The organism is Streptomyces sp. NPDC058741 (genome assembly GCF_042746715.1).
Lineage (GTDB): Bacteria > Actinomycetota > Actinomycetes > Streptomycetales > Streptomycetaceae > Streptomyces.
In genome coordinates this window covers 1-16404 of the sequence record NZ_JBHYQH010000036.1, presented here as the reverse complement: position 1 = coordinate 16404, position 16404 = coordinate 1, and the positions used below count along the sequence as shown (strand labels likewise).

Genomic DNA, 16404 nt, shown 5'->3' with positions numbered 1-16404 from the left:
CCCGTGCCCCCTCCCGCCCGCAGCTCCCCGTCCCCGGGCTCGGTCGCACCACGGCCGGGCTCGCCGACCTCATAGCCGAAGGACACCGACCATGCGCCGCGCCTTGATCGTCGTAGACGTGCAGAACGACTTCTGTGAGGGGGGCAGCCTCGCGGTGACCGGTGGTGCCGACGTGGCGGCCGCCGTCACCGAGCTGATCGGGCAGGCCGCCGGGTCCGGCTACCAGCACGTGGTGGCCACCCGCGACCACCACATCGCGCCCGGCGGCCACTTCTCCACCCACCCCGACTTCGTCCGCTCCTGGCCCGCGCACTGCGTCGCCGGCACGGAGGGCGTCGGCTTCCACCCGAACTTCGCCCCCGCGGTCGCCTCGGGGTCGATCGATGCGGTGTTCGACAAGGGGGCCTACGCGGCGGCGTACAGCGGCTTCGAGGGGACCGACGAGAACAGCACGCCCCTCGCCGAGTGGCTGCGCGCCCGCGAGGTCACCGAGGTGGACGTGGTCGGCATCGCCACCGACCACTGCGTCCGGGCGACGGCCCTGGACGCCGCCCGGGAGGGTTTCCGCACACGGGTCCTGCTGGACCTGACCGCGGGAGTGGCCGCCGAGACCACCGAGCGGGCCCTGGAGGAGTTGCGGGAGGGGGGCGTGGAGCTCACCGGCGAGCCGGTCGTCCGTTAGGTCGGCCGGCAGCCCGGCCGCGTCCCGCGGTCAGGTCCGGGCCGCGGGGCGTCCGAGGAGGGCTCTGATCGGGCGCCACAGTTCCTGGGGGAGGTCCGGGGCGCCCGCGACAGCGTTGTCGGGGGCCGTGCGCCATATCAGGCCGTCGGGGTGGTGCAGGACGGCCGTGACCTCGTCGGGGGTCGGCGGGGAGGCGTTGCCGCGTAGGTAGACCGACCGCAGACCGAGGTTGCGGAGCCTGGTCAGGGCCCGGGCGCGGTTCACGGAGTGGACGAGGACGCGGACGGCGCCGGGGCCGTGGGCGGCGGGGCTGGGCAGGTTCAGTGCCACCACCACCCTGCCGTTCGGCAGCTTGCAGAAGCCTCCTGCGGCCATGCGCTCAACCCCCCGTGTCGGTCGGTGTCAATAAGAGAGCCACAGGACGCACCTAAACACGGATCGGCGGTGACCCGCCAGTGGGTCACCGCCGATCACGTTCTGACCTGGAAGGATGCGGATTACCTACCCGCGGGGCCGACCTCCAGCTCGATCGTCGAGCCGTCCTTGGCCTCCTTGAGGATCTTGATCTTCGTGTTGGTGTCAGTGATCTTGACGCCCGCGGTGGGGTTCGACTCGTCGTAGTAGTCGTTCGTGCGGTCGTTGAAGACCGACACGCCCTTCGACCCCGGGATGTACTTCGCCACGTCGCCCTTGTGCAGTGTCATGCCGTCGGTGCGGTAGCGGCTGAAGGGCGAGTCGTAGGACTGGATGCGGTTGCGCATCAGCGTGCCGTCGGCCCACTTCAGCGCGTCCGGGTGCGAATCGATCGGCAGGACCAGACCGGTGCCCTGGTGCTGGCTGGTGTTGTTGTCCGCCTGGGAGGTGTCCCACTTCCAGATCAACAGGCCGTTCTGGTACGCGTAGTGCTCGACCCAGTCCGGGCGCTCGGTGAAGCCGAAGTTGTACGGGCCGACCTTGAGCGTCTTGTCGTACGACACGTACTGCCGGTTCTCGGCGATGTAGTACTGCGCGTAGTCCTTGGTGAAGGACGCGCCGATGCGGGAGAAGCCGGTGGCCTTCCACGCGTCGTCCGCGGTCTCGGCGTCGTCCGTGAAGACGGGCGCGCCGTCGGCGGTCACCGTGATGGCGTCGGCCGCGAAGCCCTTCTGGGCCACGCCGCCGTCGGTCTGGTAGCGGAAACGCAGGTCGATCTTCTTGCCGGCGTAGGCGTCGAGCGAGAAGGCGAGCTTCTCGTAGCCGTCGATCGTGCCGGTGAGGGCCGGCTTGTCGCTGCCGTCGCGCGGGATCGGCCGGCCGTCCACCGTGCCGTCGAGGGCGGTCCAGTTGGCGCCGCCGTCGGTCGAGACCTCGGTGTAGAGGTAGTCGTAGTTGGCCTCGATGTCGTACCAGCCGTCGAGGGTCAGCTCGGCCTTCGCCTTGCCGGTGAGGTCCACCGAACGCGTCAGCGTGTTCTTGAGGTTGTCACCGCTGCCGCTCCACCACTGCGTCGCGCCCTCGGCGGGCGTGACGATCTCGGTGGTGACCGCCTTCTTGGGCAGATCGACGACCAGGGCCTGCTTGTGCTTGGTGTTGTACTCGGCGACGCCCAGCTTGTGCCAGGAGTTCACGCCGGCCTTGGCCCGGTCGTAGTTCAGCCAGCCCAGCTGCAGCTTGTCCCAGGCGGTCATGTCGCCGGGCAGGTCGCCGATCTCGTTCCTGCCTGTGCCCAGCCAGGAGCCGGACGACATCAGCGTCCAGAAACCGGTGGAGTTCTCGCCGTCGTTGGTGTCGTAGTGGTCCGGCAGGCCGAGGTCGTGGCCGTACTCGTGGGCGTAGACGCCGAGACCGCCGTTCTCCGGCTGAATGGTGTAGTCGCCGACCCAGATGCCGGTGTCGCCGATCTTCGCACCGCCGAGCTTGTTGTTCTCGGGGCCGGTGGCGCCGGCGTCGGTGCCGAAGGCGTACCAGCGGTGCGCCCAGATCGCGTCCTCACCCTGCGCGCCGCCGCCCGCGGACTCGTCCTCGCCGGCGTGCACGATCTGGAAGTGGTCGATGTAGCCGTCGGGCTCGTCGAAGTCGCCGTCGCCGTCGTGGTCGTAGCGGTCCCACTGGTCGTACTCGGCGAGCTCGGTCCTGATTCGCGCGTCGGTCTTCCCAGCCGCCTTCTGCTGGGCGACCCAGGCGCTCACGCCGTCCGCGACCGCGTACCAGGCGCAGTTGTCGGGTTCGCACTTGTTGGAGCCGTAACGGGCTTCGTTGTAGGGCACCTTGACCCAGTCGGAGACCTCACCCTCGACCGAGTAGCGGCCCGAGGACTGCTTCTCGAAGTACGTCTTGACCGAGTCGACGCCCTTGCCCGAGCCGAAGTACAGATCCCGGAAGTAGTCCCGGTCGTAGTCGGCGCGCCAGGCGGTGGAGTTGTCCTTCTTGCGGTCCGGCTTGGGTATCTGGTTGTGCAGCGGGCCCGCGGTGCCGCCGTAGCGGGTGTCGATCTTGTCGCCGAACTCGACCAGGATGGTGAAGATCTTGTCGGTCTTCTCGCGGCCGAGTTCGACGTACTTGCTGTCGCCCTTCTTGCTCTTGAGCTGGACGACCTTCGAACCGTCACGATTCTTGATCTTGGTCTTGCCGGACAGGACCTGCTGCAGGGCCTCCTGACGCTGCGCCTCCTGCGTCTTGGACAGCGGGCCTGCGAGGTTGTGCTCGTCACCGTGGCGGTCCGCCGGGTCGTGCCGGTCCACGGTGGTCGACCGGGGGGCCGAGGTGTCGTCGGCCACCGCGTAGGTGGAGGCGGTGGCGGTGGCGGTGGCCGCCGCGAGCGCCACACCGATGGCGGCCGCTCTGAACGTCCGGGTTCTACTGGTCACTTGAGGTCCTCCCCCGCGTTCGAGCGCGCGGGAGGAAGGGATCCTGGGCCAGGTGCGGTCCGCGCGCGTGATCAACGCGTGTAGTCAAGTGACGTCATTTGACTAGAGGTTCATCAGAAAAGACAGATCTTGACTTGGACAGGTCAATTGCACTATGCGGAGTCGGCGTTCGTTTTGCGGACAACCACCGAAATGCCCGTCCGGCAGTGGGCGCGTGCACATGTCCACTCCGTGGACACCGTGAATCCGTGCGCCCCCCGTGCACCGCCCTTGTCGGTTAGGTCACGCTTACCGCTCGTTCCGCTCGGGCACGCTGCCGGTTAGAGTCGCTTGGCGGAACGCCCGGAAGCCGGCGGAACGCCAGGCCGACGCCCCCCGTGGACCCCCACTTCGAGGACATGATGGCCATGCCCCGTCCGACCGCCGCACAGCTCGCCTACGGTTCGTGCACCGTGATCTTCTCGGCCCTCGCCATGCTGCTGCTGTCCGGGACGAGTTCGGGTCCGGCCATCGCCGTCGTCGCCGTCGCGGCGCTCGCCCTCGGGCTGCTGGTCGCCATGACGGTCCCCCGGCCCGGCATGCGCCCGGCGCCGGTGGAGCGGCCCGCTCCCCTGGAGCCGGTGCGGGCGCCCGTCGCCGCTTCGGCCCCCGAGCAGGTGCGGGAGCGGGCGGCCTCCTGACCGCCCTTCGGCCGTGCGAGGGCCGCTCGCCCCTCGTGCCCCTCAGTTCGTGCTGACGACGACCGTCTTGGCCGCCTTGTCGTGCAGGCCCTGCTTGTAGGGGCGGTCGAAGAAGCTCCAGCCGCCCGCGATCGCGGTCCAGACGCAGGCGCAGCAGAAGGCGAACGGGATCCAGAGCACCGCCGCACGCGCCAGCGCGGTCGGCACGGAGGGTGTGGCGCCGTTGTCCAGGTTGGCCACGCGCAGGTTCAGCAGCCTCTTGCCGAGGGTCTGGCCGGAGGTGGCGATCAGGGCGGTGTCGTAGGCGATGTAGAGCACGGCGGCGACCGTCGACTGCCAGAAGGACTTGCTGATCTGGATGCGGTCGGTGTTGACGCTGTACTCGCTGACGCCGACGCCCCAGGTCAGCAGCCAGACGACGACACCGACCAGGATCATGTCGATGATGCGGGCGAGCGTGCGTTTGCCGCTGTCGGCGAGCGGCGGCATGCCGGCGAGGGGGTCGGCGGGGGAGGACCCACCGCCGTAGGGGCCACCGCCCGGGGGCTCGCCGTACGGGCCGCCGCCGCCCGGGGGCCCGTAGGGGCCGCCTCCCGGACCCGAGGGGCCGCCCGGACCGCCCTGGCCACCGCCCGGGTACGGCGGCGGCTCGTTGCCGTGGGGCGCGCCCGCTCCCTCGTGCGGTGGTCCGTCCGGGGGGCGCTTCCTGAACGGGTCGTCCTCGGGCGGCTGCTGACCGGAGCCGGGGGGCGGTTCACTGCTCATGGCCCGAGTCGACCGCGAAGCCCCGGGCTCCGCATCCGGCAGACGCCCGTCCGAGGTACGCGTCTCACCCGTCCCGCGGCGCGATACGCCGTCGCCCCGCGGCAGGCGTACGGCGCCTGCCGCTCAGCCCGCCACGAAGGTGTGCGCGGCCTTGTCGTGCCAGCACTGGCGCCACGGCCGGTCGAAGAGGCACCAGGCGACGCCGACGACCCCGACGACGAGGAGTCCGGGCACGCTGTAGACCAGCCAGCGCCGCAGGGCCGCGCCGAAGCCGGGGGCATCGTGGCCCTCGATGTCCCGCACGTCGAGCCCCATCAGCTTCTTGCCGAGGGTGCGGCCCCACTTGGCGGTGGGCAGCACCTCAGACACGACGCCGACGAGCAGCAGGACGGCCAGCACGATGCCCAGGTACGTCGACGTGGTCCCGTCGAGCAGCCAGACCGTGACGGTCTCGCCCGACAGCCTGGCCGCCTCGATCTTCTCGTTGACGTGGTCGACGGCCCTGGTGCCGAGAGGGACGGCCGCCGCGGCGGTGACGCCCAGCACGACGACGGTGTCCACGAGCCGGGCCGCCAGCCGCTTGCCGAGCCCGGCGGGACGGGCCGCGGCCTGGCGCCGGGCGGCCGCCTGGAACACGTCGTCGACCGGCGGCTTCCAGGGGGCGACGGGCTGCTCGTCGCCCCCGCCCGCCCCGGCGAGCCGGTGCACCTGCTGCGCCCAGGACGACTGGCCGCCGCCGGGGCCGGGGCTGAGGGGGGTGGAGGCGGGGGCGGCGGGCTGGGAGGTGCCGGGCCCCGGCCCGGCCGACTGCGGCGGGACGGCCGGGGACGACGGGGGTCCGGACAAGGCCGTCGAAGCGGCTGCGGCGGCCTGGGCGGACGCCTGGACACCGGCTGCCGCGGCCCCGGCCTGCCCGGCTGCGGCGCGTGCGGCGGCGGCCTTCCCGGCGCCGAAGCCGGGCCGGTTCACGCCGTCGGCGGAGCCCGTCGCACCGCCCTGTGCGCTGAACGCGGGCCCTGACGGAGGGCTTCCGGGTCCGCCCGCCGCGGCCTGACCGCCGAAGGCGGGCCCCGCCGGGGCGCTGACCGGGCCGGCCGCGTCCGCCGCGCCGAAGGCCGGGGCGCCGGGGTGGGGTGCGGAGGCCGCGGAACCGCCCTGCGCCGCGGGCCCGGACGCTCCCGGCCCGCCGCCCTGACCCGCCGCCGCGGTGCCCGGGCCTGCTGCGGCACCGGAGGTACGCGGCGGCACCGCACGGAACGTCATCGTGCCGTCGTCGGGAGCGTCGGCCGCGGGTGCCTTCCCGGCCCCGGGCGTCCCGGCCGGGCGGCGGAACACGAAGGTGCCGCCCTCCGGCGCCGCTCCCGCCTGCTGGCCGGCCGGAGGCGCCGACGCCGCCGTGCCGTCGGTACGGGCGGACTCGCCGGCCGGCCCCCGGTCCGTGAGCGGAACCCTCGGGTCGGCACCCGGCAGCGCCGCGCCCCGGTCGCCCTGCGCGCCCTGCGGCACGCCCCACGACACGCGGCGGTCCTGGTCGCCGCCGAAGCCCGACTGGCGGGAACGGTCGACGCCCCAGGCGGCGGCCGGTTCGGGACGGCTGCCGTGCTGGGCGCCGGCGGCGGCCGGCTCTCCGGCCGAGTCCCCGGCCGGGTCCTCGACCGGGTCCTCGTCGAAGAAGTGCGGGCCGGTCGCCTCGACCGAGGCGACCGAGGCGCCGGAGGCCGGGCCGGAGGAGCCGGCGGGGGCGGCGGGGGCGGCGGGCCGCTCCGTCCCCGCCCCGGGCGGTGGCGCGAGCGACTCGCCGTCCTTGGGCGCCGGACGGCTCGTGCCCGGTACCCAGGCGGCACCGTTCCAGTACCGGACGTATCCAGGAATGGACGGGTCCGGGTAATACCCTTCGCGGGGCCTGTCGTCACCGGGTGCCGGGGTTGGGGCGCTCATGTCCGTCGTCCCGTATCTGCTCGGGGGCCAAATGGGGGCCTCCACATCTATCAGACGAGGGCACGCCGTACCGCAGCTCCCGCCGGACCCGCCCCTTTCGAGCACCGATGTGCTACAGCCCCGCGGCGCGCCAGGTCCCGCCTCCGGCCGCGAAAAAAGTGGGTGAAGGCGCGTAATGGCGCCGCCCGCGCACGGTCTCTTCTTCTGACCGGCCCTCACAGGGCCGGCGGACAGGGGAAGGAAGGACCGCCATGCACACCGTCGTGGAGCGCGAACTGGAGTTGATGCTCGTCCTGTCGCCGGAGCACAGGGTCCCGGTGCCGGCCCGGCTCGGGTACGTCACCGCCGATCCGTACGCCGTGCACGTCACCTTCCACATCACCTCGGAGCAGCCGGTGCACTGGACGTTCGCACGGGACCTGCTCGTGGAGGGCGTGTTCCGGCCGTGCGGGCAGGGGGACGTGCGGGTGTGGCCGGCGAAGACCGGGGGACGCGGTGTCGTGCTGATGGAGCTGAGCTCACCGGACGGGAACGCCCTGCTGGAGGCTCGGGCGGCGCAGGTGTCGGCCTGGCTGGAGCGCACGCTGCGCGTGGTCCCGCCGGGGACGGAGGGTGAGCAGCTCGGGCTGGACGACGCGCTGGCCCAGCTGTTCGCCCGGTGAGGGCGCCGGCGTCAGAAGAGCTTGCCGGGGTTGAGGATGTTCAGCGGGTCGAAGGCCTGCTTCACGGCCCGCTGCATCTCCATCCCGACGGGCCCGATCTCGCGTGCCAGCCACTCCTTCTTCAGGACGCCGACGCCGTGCTCGCCGGTGATGGTGCCGCCGAGTTCCAGACCGAGGGCCATGATCTCGTCGAAGGACTCGCGGGCGCGCCGGGACTCGTCCGCGTCCGCGGGGTCGAAGCAGACCGTCGGGTGGGTGTTGCCGTCCCCCGCGTGGGCGACGACCCCGATGGTGAGCCCGTACTTCCCGGCGATCCGGTCGACGCCGTCGAGCATGTCGGCGAGCCGGGAGCGCGGCACGCACACGTCGTCGATCATCGTCACGCCCGTGACCGCCTCCAGCGCGGTGAGCGACAGGCGCCGCGCCTGGAGGAGCAGTTCGGACTCGGCCGGGTCCTCGGCGGGGACGACCCGGGTGGCGCCGGCGGCCTCGCACAGCGCGCCGACGGCGGCGAGGTCGGCGGCCGGGGCGGTGGTGTCGAACGCGGCCAGGAGCAGCGCCTCGGTGGTCTCGGGCAGGCCCATCCGCGCCATGGCGTTCACGGCCCTGACCGTCGTGCGGTCCATGAGTTCCAGGAGTGAGGGGACGTGGCCGTCCTCCATGATCCGGCACACCGCGTCGCAGGCGGCGGCGGAGGAGGCGAACTCGGCGGCCAGCACCAGCTGTCCGGGCGGCTTGGGGCGCAGCGCGAGCACGGCCCGTACGACGATGCCGAGGGAGCCCTCGGAGCCGACGAACAGCCGGGTCAGGTCGTAGCCGGCGACGCCCTTGGCGGTGCGGCGGCCGGTGGACATGAGCCGCCCGTCGGCGAGCACCACGTCCAGTCCGAGGACGTACTCGGCGGTGACCCCGTACTTCACGCAGCACAGGCCGCCGGAGGCCGTGCCGATGTTGCCGCCGACGGTGCACGTCTCCCAGCTGGAGGGGTCCGGCGGGTAGGACAGGCCGTGGGCGCCGACGGCCCGTGACAGGGCGGCGTTGACGACGCCGGGTTCGACGACGGCGATGCGGTCGACGGGGTCGATCTCCAGGATGCGGTCCATCCTGGTCAGGGAGAGCACGATGCAGCCGTCGGAGGCGTTGGCGGCGCCGGACAGTCCGGTGCGGGCGCCCTGGGGGACGACGGGGACGCGCAGCGCGGTGGCGGTGCGCATCACGTGCTGGACCTGTTCGGTCGTACGGGGCAGCACGACGGCGGCGGGGGCCCCGGCCGGGCAGAAGCTGGCCATGTCGTGGGCGTAGGAGGCGGTGACGTCGGGGTCGGTGAGGACCGCCTCGGCGGGGAGGCCGCCGAGCAGCAGGTCGACGAGGTCGCCGGTCGTCGCGGTGTCCTCGGAGCGGGGCGCTTCGCTACGGCTCATGATCACAGGGTCGCACCCGGGACCACCGGTGTGAACCCCGCCGGAGGCGGCCTTCGTCCACCCGGGCGGGGCGTCGGCACGGGGTGAGCCGCCGGGCACGGGCGTGCCGGGGACGGGCGCGTGGGAGGTCGTGCGGGTGCCCCGTGACACCCGCACGGCCTGATGGGGGGCGGCCCCTTCGCGTCAGAGGTTGCCGCGGCGCTCCTGCTCGCGCTCGATCGCCTCGAACAGGGCCTTGAAGTTGCCCTTGCCGAAGCCCATCGAGCCGTGGCGCTCGATGATCTCGAAGAAGACGGTCGGGCGGTCCTGGACCGGCTTGGTGAAGATCTGCAGCAGGTAGCCGTCCTCGTCGCGGTCGGCGAGGATCCTCAGCTCGCGCAGGGTGTCGATCGGGACGCGGGTCTCACCGACCCACTCCCCCAGCGTGTCGTAGTAGGAGTCGGGCGTGTCGAGGAACTCGACACCGGCCGCGCGCATCGTGCGGACCGTCTGCACGATGTCGTTGGTGTTGAGCGCGATGTGCTGGACACCGGCCCCGCCGTAGAACTCCAGGTACTCGTCGATCTGGGACTTCTTCTTGGCGACGGCCGGTTCGTTGATCGGGAACTTGACCTTGAGGGTGCCGTCCGCGACGACCTTCGACATCAGCGCGCTGTACTCGGTGGCGATGTCGTCGCCCACGAACTCCTTCATGTTCGTGAAGCCCATGACCTTGTTGTAGAAGCCGACCCACTCGTTCATGCGCCCGAGCTCGACGTTGCCGACGCAGTGGTCGATCGCCTGGAAGGTGCGCTTCGCGGGCGGTGCGACGATCGGCTGGGCGGCGACGTAGCCGGGCAGGTACGGGCCGTCGTAGCCGGAGCGGTCCACGAGGGTGTGGCGGGTCTCGCCGTAGGTGGCGACGGCGGCCAGCACGACCGTGCCGTGCTCGTCCTTGACCTCGTACGGCTCGGCGACCGAGCGGGCGCCGTGCTCCAGGGCGTAGGCGTACGCGGCGCGCGCGTCCGGCACCTCGATGGCGAGGTCGACGACACCGTCGCCGTGTTCGGCCACGTGCCGGGCGAGGAAGCGGCCCCAGTCGGTGGCGGGCTTGATGACCGAGGTGAGGACGAACCGCGCGGAGCCGTTCTCCAGTACGTAGCTCGCGGTCTCGCGGCTGCCGTTCTCCGGTCCGGAGTAGGCGACCAGCTGCATGCCGAAGGCGGTGGAGTAGTAGTGCGCCGCCTGCTTGGCGTTGCCCACGGCGAAGACGACCGCGTCCATTCCCTTGACCGGGAAGGGGTCGGCCTGCCGTGCGGTGTCGGGAGTGTGGTGTGTGGTCTGCGTCATGGCCGCAGGGTCTCCCCGCTCTGCAAGATGTGCAATAGTTCGCGTTTCCGCTGGGCAATATGTTCAGCAATACGGTCGCACCATCGGCCTTTCTGTACATGATGACCACCTCGGGAGGCCACTGTGGCGATCGATCATCTGGACGGCCGGATCATCCTGCTGCTGGCGCGGGAGCCGCGGATCGGGGTGCTGGAGATGTCGCGGCGGCTGGGCGTGGCCCGGGGCACCGCGCAGGCCCGGCTGGACCGGCTTCAGTCGAACGGAGTCATCCGCGGATTCGGTCCCCAGGTGGACCCGGCGGCGCTCGGCTACCCGGTCACGGCGTTCGCCACGCTGCAGATCCGGCAGGGGCAAGGGGCCGACGTACGGGCGCACTTGGCGTCCGTGCCCGAGGTGCTGGAGCTGCACACCACCACCGGCAGCGGGGACATGCTGTGCCGGCTGGTGGCCCGCTCGAACGCCGATCTCCAGCGTGTGATCGACCGGGTCGTCGGTTTTGATGGCATCGTCCGGGCCTCCACGGCGATCGTCATGGAGAACCCCGTTCCGCTGCGGATCATCCCGCTCGTGGAGCAGGCCGCGGAGGAGACGTGACGTAGGGGTGAGCGCGTGTGAACTTCTGGGAGTACCTGGTCAACCGGCACCAGCAACTGCTCACGGACGCCTACCAGCACGCCAGCGCCGTGTTCCAGTGCATGGTCGTGGCGACCGTGATCGGGGTGCTGATCGGGGTGGCCACGTACCGCAGCGAGTGGGCGGGGAACCTCGCCACCACCACGACCGCCACCGTCCTGACCGTGCCGGCGCTCGCGCTGGTCGGCCTGCTCATCCCGATCGTGGGTCTGGGCTTGCCCCCGACGGTGATCGCGCTGACCCTGTACGGGCTGCTGCCGGTCGTCCGCAACGCGATCGTGGGCCTGCGCGGGGTCGATCCTTCGCTGGTGGACGCGGCCGACGGCATCGGGATGTCCCGGCCGGCCCGGCTGCTGCGGGTCGAGCTGCCGCTGGCCTGGCCGCCGATCCTCACCGGGATCCGGGTGGCGACCCAGATGCTGATGGGCATCGCGGCCATCGCCGCCTACGCCTCCGGCCCCGGCCTCGGCAACGTCATCTTCCGCGGCCTGGCCTCACTGGGCAGCGCCAACGCGCTCAACCAGGTCCTCGCGGGCACGCTCGGGATCATCATCCTCGCGCTGCTGTTCGACGCCGCGTACGTCCTGATCGGGCGGCTGACCGTTCCGAGGGGGATCCGTGCCTGAGACCGGCGGCCACCACGGGGCCTCGATCGAACTGGAGAGCCTGACCAAGCGGTTCCCGGGCAGTGCGCGGCCGGCCGTGGACGACGTGAGCATGGAGATCAAGGCGGGCGAGGTCGTCGTCCTCGTCGGCCCGTCGGGCTGCGGGAAGTCGACCACGCTGCGGATGATCAACCGCCTGATCGAGCCGACCGGCGGCCGTATCCGCATGGGCGGCGAGGACGTCACCGACATGCACCCGGTGAGGCTGCGCCGCAAGGTCGGCTACGCGATCCAGTCGGCCGGGCTCTTCCCGCACATGACGGTCGCGCAGAACATCGGCCTCGTCCCGAAGATGATCGGCTGGCCGAAGGGCCGGATCAGGGAGCGGACGGAGGAACTGCTCGACCTCGTCGGCCTGGACCCCGGCGAGTTCCGGGGCCGCTATCCGCGCCAGCTCTCCGGCGGGCAGCAGCAGCGGGTGGGCGTGGCCCGGGCGCTGGCGGCCGATCCCCCGGTGCTGCTGATGGACGAGCCGTTCGGCGCGGTCGACCCGATCACCCGGGACCACCTCCAGGACGAGCTGATCCGGCTGCAGCACGAGCTGCACAAGACCATCGTCTTCGTCACCCACGACTTCGACGAGGCGATCAAGATCGGCGACCGGATCGCGGTGCTGCGCGAGCGCTCGCACATCGCCCAGTTCGACACCCCCGAGGCGATCCTGACCAACCCGGCGGACGACTTCGTCTCCGGGTTCGTGGGCGCCGGGGCGGCGCTGAAGCGGCTGAACCTGACCCGCGTGCGGGACGTGGAGATCACCGACTACCCGACGGTCTCTGTCGACGACCCGCTGCAGCGGATCTTCGACCGGCTGCGGGCCGGCGGCACCGACGAGGTCCTGCTGCTCGACCGGCGCGGCCGTCCCCGCACGTGGCTGCGGCGCGGCGACCTGATGCGGGCGCGGGGCTCGCTGGCCCGGGCGGGGACGCCGGTGCACGACACCGTCACCCGGGACGCGACCCTGCGGGACGCGCTCGAGGCGGTGCTCACCGACAGCGCGGGGCGCGTCGTGGTGACGGGGCGGCGCGGCGAGTACACGGGCGTCGTCGACGTCGGGACGCTCATGAAGTCCGTGCACGAACTGCTGGAGGCGGACCGGCTCGACGCGATGGAGCAGCGGCACGAACTGGAGTCGCTGCGGGGGACCCAGGCCTCGGCGGAGCGGGAGGGCGGAGCGGAGGGCGTGGCGGGTGTGGGCCTGGGAGGGGAGCGGTGACGGCCGCGGAGGTCGAGGAGCGGGCCGAGCCGGCCGGGGAGGCGGCCCGGCCGCAGCGTCCGCCCACCCGCGCCACCTGGCAGAAGCTGACGGTGCTGCCCCTGTCCCTGGTGGCGGTGCTGCTCGCCACCTGGCTGTGGTTCCGGCAGGCCGACCTGGACGCGCTCACCCGCAACGCCCTGTCCGGGGGCCAGGTCTCCAAGGCGCTGTGGCAGCACATCCAGCTGACCGTGATCTCCACGTTCCTCGTGCTCGTCATCGCGATCCCGCTGGGCGTCCTGCTGACCCGGGGGTCATTCCGCAGGGCCACCCCGGTGGCGATGGCGTTCGCCAACATGGGCCAGGCGACCCCCGCGATCGGCCTGCTGGCCCTCCTGGTCATCTGGCTGGGCATCGGCCGCCGGGCCGCCCTGATCGGCATGGTCCTCTACGCCGTCCTGCCGGTGCTCTCCAACACGATCACCGGCCTGAAGGCGAACGACCCGACCCTGCTGGAGGCGGGCCGGGGCATCGGCATGTCCCCGACGGGGGTGCTGACGCGGGTCGAACTGCCACTGGCCGTCCCGCTGATCCTGGCGGGCGTGCGCACGGCCCTCGTGCTGAACGTCGGTACGGCGACGCTGGCGGTCTTCGGCGGGGGCGGCGGCCTCGGCGTCCTGATCACCTCGGGCATCACCAACCAGCGGATGCCGGTGCTGGTGCTGGGATCGGTCCTCACGGTGGTGCTGGCGCTGCTGGTGGACTGGCTGGCGTCCCTGGCGGAACTGCTGCTGCGGCCCCGGGGGTTGCAGACATGAGAGCCCCGGCGGTGCTGACGGCGGCGGCGCTGCTGACGGCGGCCTCCGGCTGCGGTCTGGCCAGCGGCTCCCCCATGGCCGACGACGTGCGGCCCGGGTCGATCGGCCGGGGCGAGCCGCTGAAGGGCGCGTCCCTGACGGTGACGTCCAAGTCGTTCACCGAGGGCCTCGTCCTCGGCGCGATCATGGGCATCGCCCTGGAGGCGGCCGGGGCGAAGGTGCTCGACCGCACGGGCATCCAGGGGTCCATCGGCAGCCGCGAGGCGGTGCGCAAGGGCGACGCGGACGGCGGGTACGAGTACACCGGCACGGCCTGGATCACGTACCTCGGGCACAGCAAGCCGATCGTCGACCCGCGGGAGCAGTGGGAGGCGGTGCGGGAGGAGGACGCGGGGAACGGCCTGGCCTGGCTGCCGCCCTCGCGGCTCGACAACACCTACGCCCTGGCGATGAACCGGCACAACGCGCGGACGTACGGCACGAGGACGATGTCGGACGTGGCCGCACTGGCGAAGTCCGACCCGGGCGCGGTGAAGCTGTGCGTGGAGGTGGAGTTCACGAACCGGGCGGACGGGCTGCCCGGCATGCAGAAGGCCTACGGCATGAACCTGCCGTCACGGAACATCACGCAGATGGACACCGGGATCATCTACACCCAGACCGCGAAGGGGAGTTGCCCGTACGGAGAGGTGTTCACCACGGACGGACGCATCAAGTCCATGGACCTCGTGGTGATGGACGACGACAAGAAGTTCTTCCCCAACTACAACGCCGCGCCGATGATCAACGCGAGGACGCTGGAGGAGTGGCCGGCGATGGCGGACGTGCTGAACCCGGTGACGGCGAGGCTGGACAACGCGGTGGCGCAGGACCTCAACGCGAGGGTGGACGTCGACGGGCAGGACCCGCACCAGGTGGCGCTGGACTGGATGGTGGAGGAGGGGTTCGTCGAGGAGGGATAGGGAGAGTTGCAAAGCTACTCTTGCAAAGATCTCTTTGCAAGAGTAGCTTTGCATCGTGACCGATTCCCCGGAACCCCATGTACGGCAACTCGACACCCGGTCCCTGCGCGGACTCGCCCATCCCCTGCGCATGCGGCTGCTGGACGCCCTGCGCTTCGGCGGCCCGGCCACGGCTTCCCAACTGGCGGCGAAGCTCGGCGAGTCGAGCGGCGCCACCAGCTACCACCTGCGCCAGCTCGCGGAGTACGGCTTCGTCGAGGACGCCCCCGAGCGGGGCAAGGGGCGCGAGCGGTGGTGGAGGGCGGCCCAGCGCGGCCTCCGCTTCGACGACTCCCTGCTGACCGACCCGGACCCGGCCGTGCGCGGGGCGGCGGACCTCTATCTGCACGAGGTCGCCACCACGCAGACCCGGGACCTGGCGACCTGGCTGGGCAACCGCGACACCCGGCCCGGGGAGTGGAGCCGTGTCTGGGACATGAGTAGCTGGACGCTGCGCCTGACACCCGCACTGACGCAGGAACTCCTCGAGAAGATGCACGCGCTGGTCGAGAGCTACCGCGACCGGGCGGCCGACGAGGACACCCCCGGGGCCGAGCAGGTCCGCTTCCACACCCACGCCTTCCCGATCAGGACGGACTGAGATGCACCCCGACATCCACCTCGCCCTGCACCACGCCCGCGCCGCGGAACTCCGCGCCGGGGCCCCGCCCCGCCCGGCCCGCCGTCACGGTCTCCGCACGCGCCTGGGCTGGACCCTCGTCGAGGTCGGACTGAGGCTGGCCACCCGGCCCCGGCCCCTGCCCGCCCACTAGCAGCTCGGCACGGACCCCTTGCCCGTCTCCAGGGCCACCAGGGAACTCACCGTGCTCTTCAGCGTGGTGACGGGGATCAGCCGCAGTCCCTTCGGGAGCTCGGCGCGCGCGTCCGAGCACTCCGCCTTCGGCACCAGGAACGCCGTGGCGCCGTCCCGCCGCGCGGCCTGCGTCTTGAGCGAGACACCGCCCACGGCACCGACCTTCCCGTCCCCGTCGATCGTGCCGGTGCCGGCGATGACCCGGCCGCCGGTGAGGTCGCCGCCGGTGACGTCGCCGTCGAGCTTGTCGACGATCCCCAGGGAGAACAGCAGCCCCGCGCTCGGCCCGCCCACGTCCGCGAGCTTCAGATCGACCTCGACGTCCCGCGCGTCCAGGCCGAGGTAGTCCAGCGCGGCCTGTGTGGCCGCGTCCTGGGACTCCTTCATCTGCTTCTCGTTGTACCGCTCGATCTCCTTGACGCTGTCCCCGCTCGGGTAGAGCGCGTCGCGCGGCATGACCGCCTCGTCGGTGCGGAACCAGCTGTCGACCACGTCGGGCAGCGAGACCCGGGTGTCGGGCGAGGTCGCCATGATCGTCGTCATCCGCAGCTCACCCCGGGTGTCGCGGATCGGCGCCCCCGAGATGGTGATCACCGGTGTGCCCTTGTGCGCGCCGAGCACGTTCGCCGTCTCGCCCGGCTGCGCCACCGAGAACGGCAGCGGCGCGAACACGGCCGTGGCGAGCAGGGCCACGACGGGCAGGGCGCAGAGGGCGAGGGCCTGGGGGCGCGTGAGGCGAGAGAACACGGGGTCAATCTAACGCGGGGCCCCGACCCGGCCGGGGCCAGGGCGCCCGCGGGCGAGGAGGCCCGGCGGCGACGGCGGCCCAGGACGAGGGCGCCCGGGGGCGAGGAGGGGACCCGGGGCAAGGAGGCCCGGCGGCGACAGCGGCCCCGGCGGCGAGGGGACCCGGGGCAAGAAAGCCCGGCGGCGACAGCGGCCCCGGGGCGAGGGG

17 protein-coding genes are annotated in these 16404 nt (G+C 72.1%); 10 read left to right on the top strand and 7 right to left on the bottom strand.

From position 1 onward, the window contains the following. Positions 1-91 precede the first annotated feature (91 nt). On the top strand, positions 92-682 hold the full coding sequence (locus ACFW6P_RS24405) for a nicotinamidase (RefSeq protein WP_386348494.1): 591 nt from the start codon (positions 92-94) through the stop codon (positions 680-682). Positions 683-712: 30 nt separating this feature from the next. On the opposite strand, the gene ACFW6P_RS24400 is transcribed toward ACFW6P_RS24405, so the two are convergent. Continuing rightward, a complete protein-coding gene (locus ACFW6P_RS24400; protein ID WP_386348496.1) occupies positions 713-1057 on the bottom strand; it encodes a hypothetical protein in 345 nt (114 codons plus the stop codon). 122 nt (positions 1058-1179) lie between these two features. Continuing rightward, positions 1180-3528: an immune inhibitor A domain-containing protein gene (locus ACFW6P_RS24395; RefSeq protein WP_386348499.1), complete on the bottom strand. Its 2349-nt coding sequence runs from the start codon at positions 3526-3528 to the stop codon at positions 1180-1182. Between the two features lie 407 nt (positions 3529-3935). On the opposite strand from ACFW6P_RS24395, the gene ACFW6P_RS24390 reads away from it, so the two are divergent. Next, positions 3936-4208, top strand: a complete 273-nt coding sequence (locus tag ACFW6P_RS24390) for a hypothetical protein (protein ID WP_386348501.1) — start codon at positions 3936-3938, stop codon at positions 4206-4208. Between the two features lie 42 nt (positions 4209-4250). On the opposite strand, the gene ACFW6P_RS24385 is transcribed toward ACFW6P_RS24390, so the two are convergent. After that, positions 4251-4973 carry an RDD family protein gene (locus ACFW6P_RS24385; RefSeq protein WP_386348504.1) on the bottom strand — a complete coding sequence of 241 codons (723 nt, stop codon included), beginning with the start codon at positions 4971-4973 and terminating at the stop codon, positions 4251-4253. A 123-nt stretch (positions 4974-5096) separates the two neighbouring features. Continuing rightward, a complete protein-coding gene (locus ACFW6P_RS24380) occupies positions 5097-6911 on the bottom strand; it encodes an RDD family protein (protein WP_386424786.1) in 1815 nt (604 codons plus the stop codon). A gap of 251 nt (positions 6912-7162) precedes the next feature. Here ACFW6P_RS24380 and ACFW6P_RS24375 point away from each other — a divergent pair, with 251 nt between their 5' ends. Next, positions 7163-7573 (top strand): SsgA family sporulation/cell division regulator, encoded by a 411-nt coding sequence (locus ACFW6P_RS24375; protein ID WP_386348509.1) that lies wholly within the window; start codon positions 7163-7165, stop codon positions 7571-7573. An 11-nt stretch (positions 7574-7584) separates the two neighbouring features. Here ACFW6P_RS24375 and ACFW6P_RS24370 read toward each other — a convergent pair whose 3' ends face one another. After that, the gene (locus tag ACFW6P_RS24370; protein WP_386424784.1) at positions 7585-8994 is read right to left on the bottom strand and encodes an FAD-binding oxidoreductase; all 1410 of its coding nucleotides are present in this window, start codon (positions 8992-8994) and stop codon (positions 7585-7587) included. A gap of 183 nt (positions 8995-9177) precedes the next feature. After that, positions 9178-10323, bottom strand: a complete 1146-nt coding sequence (hppD, locus tag ACFW6P_RS24365; RefSeq protein ID WP_386348515.1) for a 4-hydroxyphenylpyruvate dioxygenase — start codon at positions 10321-10323, stop codon at positions 9178-9180. A 123-nt stretch (positions 10324-10446) separates the two neighbouring features. On the opposite strand from hppD, the gene ACFW6P_RS24360 reads away from it, so the two are divergent. From ACFW6P_RS24360 to ACFW6P_RS24330, 7 genes are read left to right on the top strand one after another with little or no spacing between them, the layout of a single operon-like run. Beyond that, a complete protein-coding gene (locus tag ACFW6P_RS24360) occupies positions 10447-10917 on the top strand; it encodes an Lrp/AsnC family transcriptional regulator (protein WP_386348517.1) in 471 nt (156 codons plus the stop codon). 17 nt (positions 10918-10934) lie between these two features. Beyond that, positions 10935-11582: an ABC transporter permease gene (locus ACFW6P_RS24355; RefSeq protein WP_386348519.1), complete on the top strand. Its 648-nt coding sequence runs from the start codon at positions 10935-10937 to the stop codon at positions 11580-11582. After that, positions 11575-12837 (top strand): betaine/proline/choline family ABC transporter ATP-binding protein, encoded by a 1263-nt coding sequence (locus ACFW6P_RS24350; RefSeq protein WP_386424781.1) that lies wholly within the window; start codon positions 11575-11577, stop codon positions 12835-12837. The genes ACFW6P_RS24355 and ACFW6P_RS24350 overlap by 8 nt, the downstream gene beginning before the upstream one ends. Next, positions 12834-13634 carry an ABC transporter permease gene (locus ACFW6P_RS24345; protein ID WP_386424778.1) on the top strand — a complete coding sequence of 267 codons (801 nt, stop codon included), beginning with the start codon at positions 12834-12836 and terminating at the stop codon, positions 13632-13634. Before ACFW6P_RS24350 ends, ACFW6P_RS24345 begins: the two co-directional genes overlap by 4 nt. After that, on the top strand, positions 13631-14596 hold the full coding sequence (locus ACFW6P_RS24340) for a glycine betaine ABC transporter substrate-binding protein (RefSeq protein WP_386424776.1): 966 nt from the start codon (positions 13631-13633) through the stop codon (positions 14594-14596). The genes ACFW6P_RS24345 and ACFW6P_RS24340 overlap by 4 nt, the downstream gene beginning before the upstream one ends. A gap of 55 nt (positions 14597-14651) precedes the next feature. Next, positions 14652-15236, top strand: coding sequence for an ArsR/SmtB family transcription factor (locus ACFW6P_RS24335; protein WP_386424773.1), 585 nt, complete (start codon positions 14652-14654; stop codon positions 15234-15236). A 1-nt stretch (position 15237) separates the two neighbouring features. Then, a complete protein-coding gene (locus ACFW6P_RS24330) occupies positions 15238-15408 on the top strand; it encodes a hypothetical protein (RefSeq protein ID WP_386424771.1) in 171 nt (56 codons plus the stop codon). Here the strand turns inward: ACFW6P_RS24330 and ACFW6P_RS24325 are convergent. After that, entirely contained in the window at positions 15405-16196 is a 792-nt protein-coding gene (locus tag ACFW6P_RS24325; protein ID WP_386424769.1) for a S16 family serine protease, read from the bottom strand. The genes ACFW6P_RS24330 and ACFW6P_RS24325 overlap by 4 nt on opposite strands. Positions 16197-16404 lie beyond the last annotated feature (208 nt).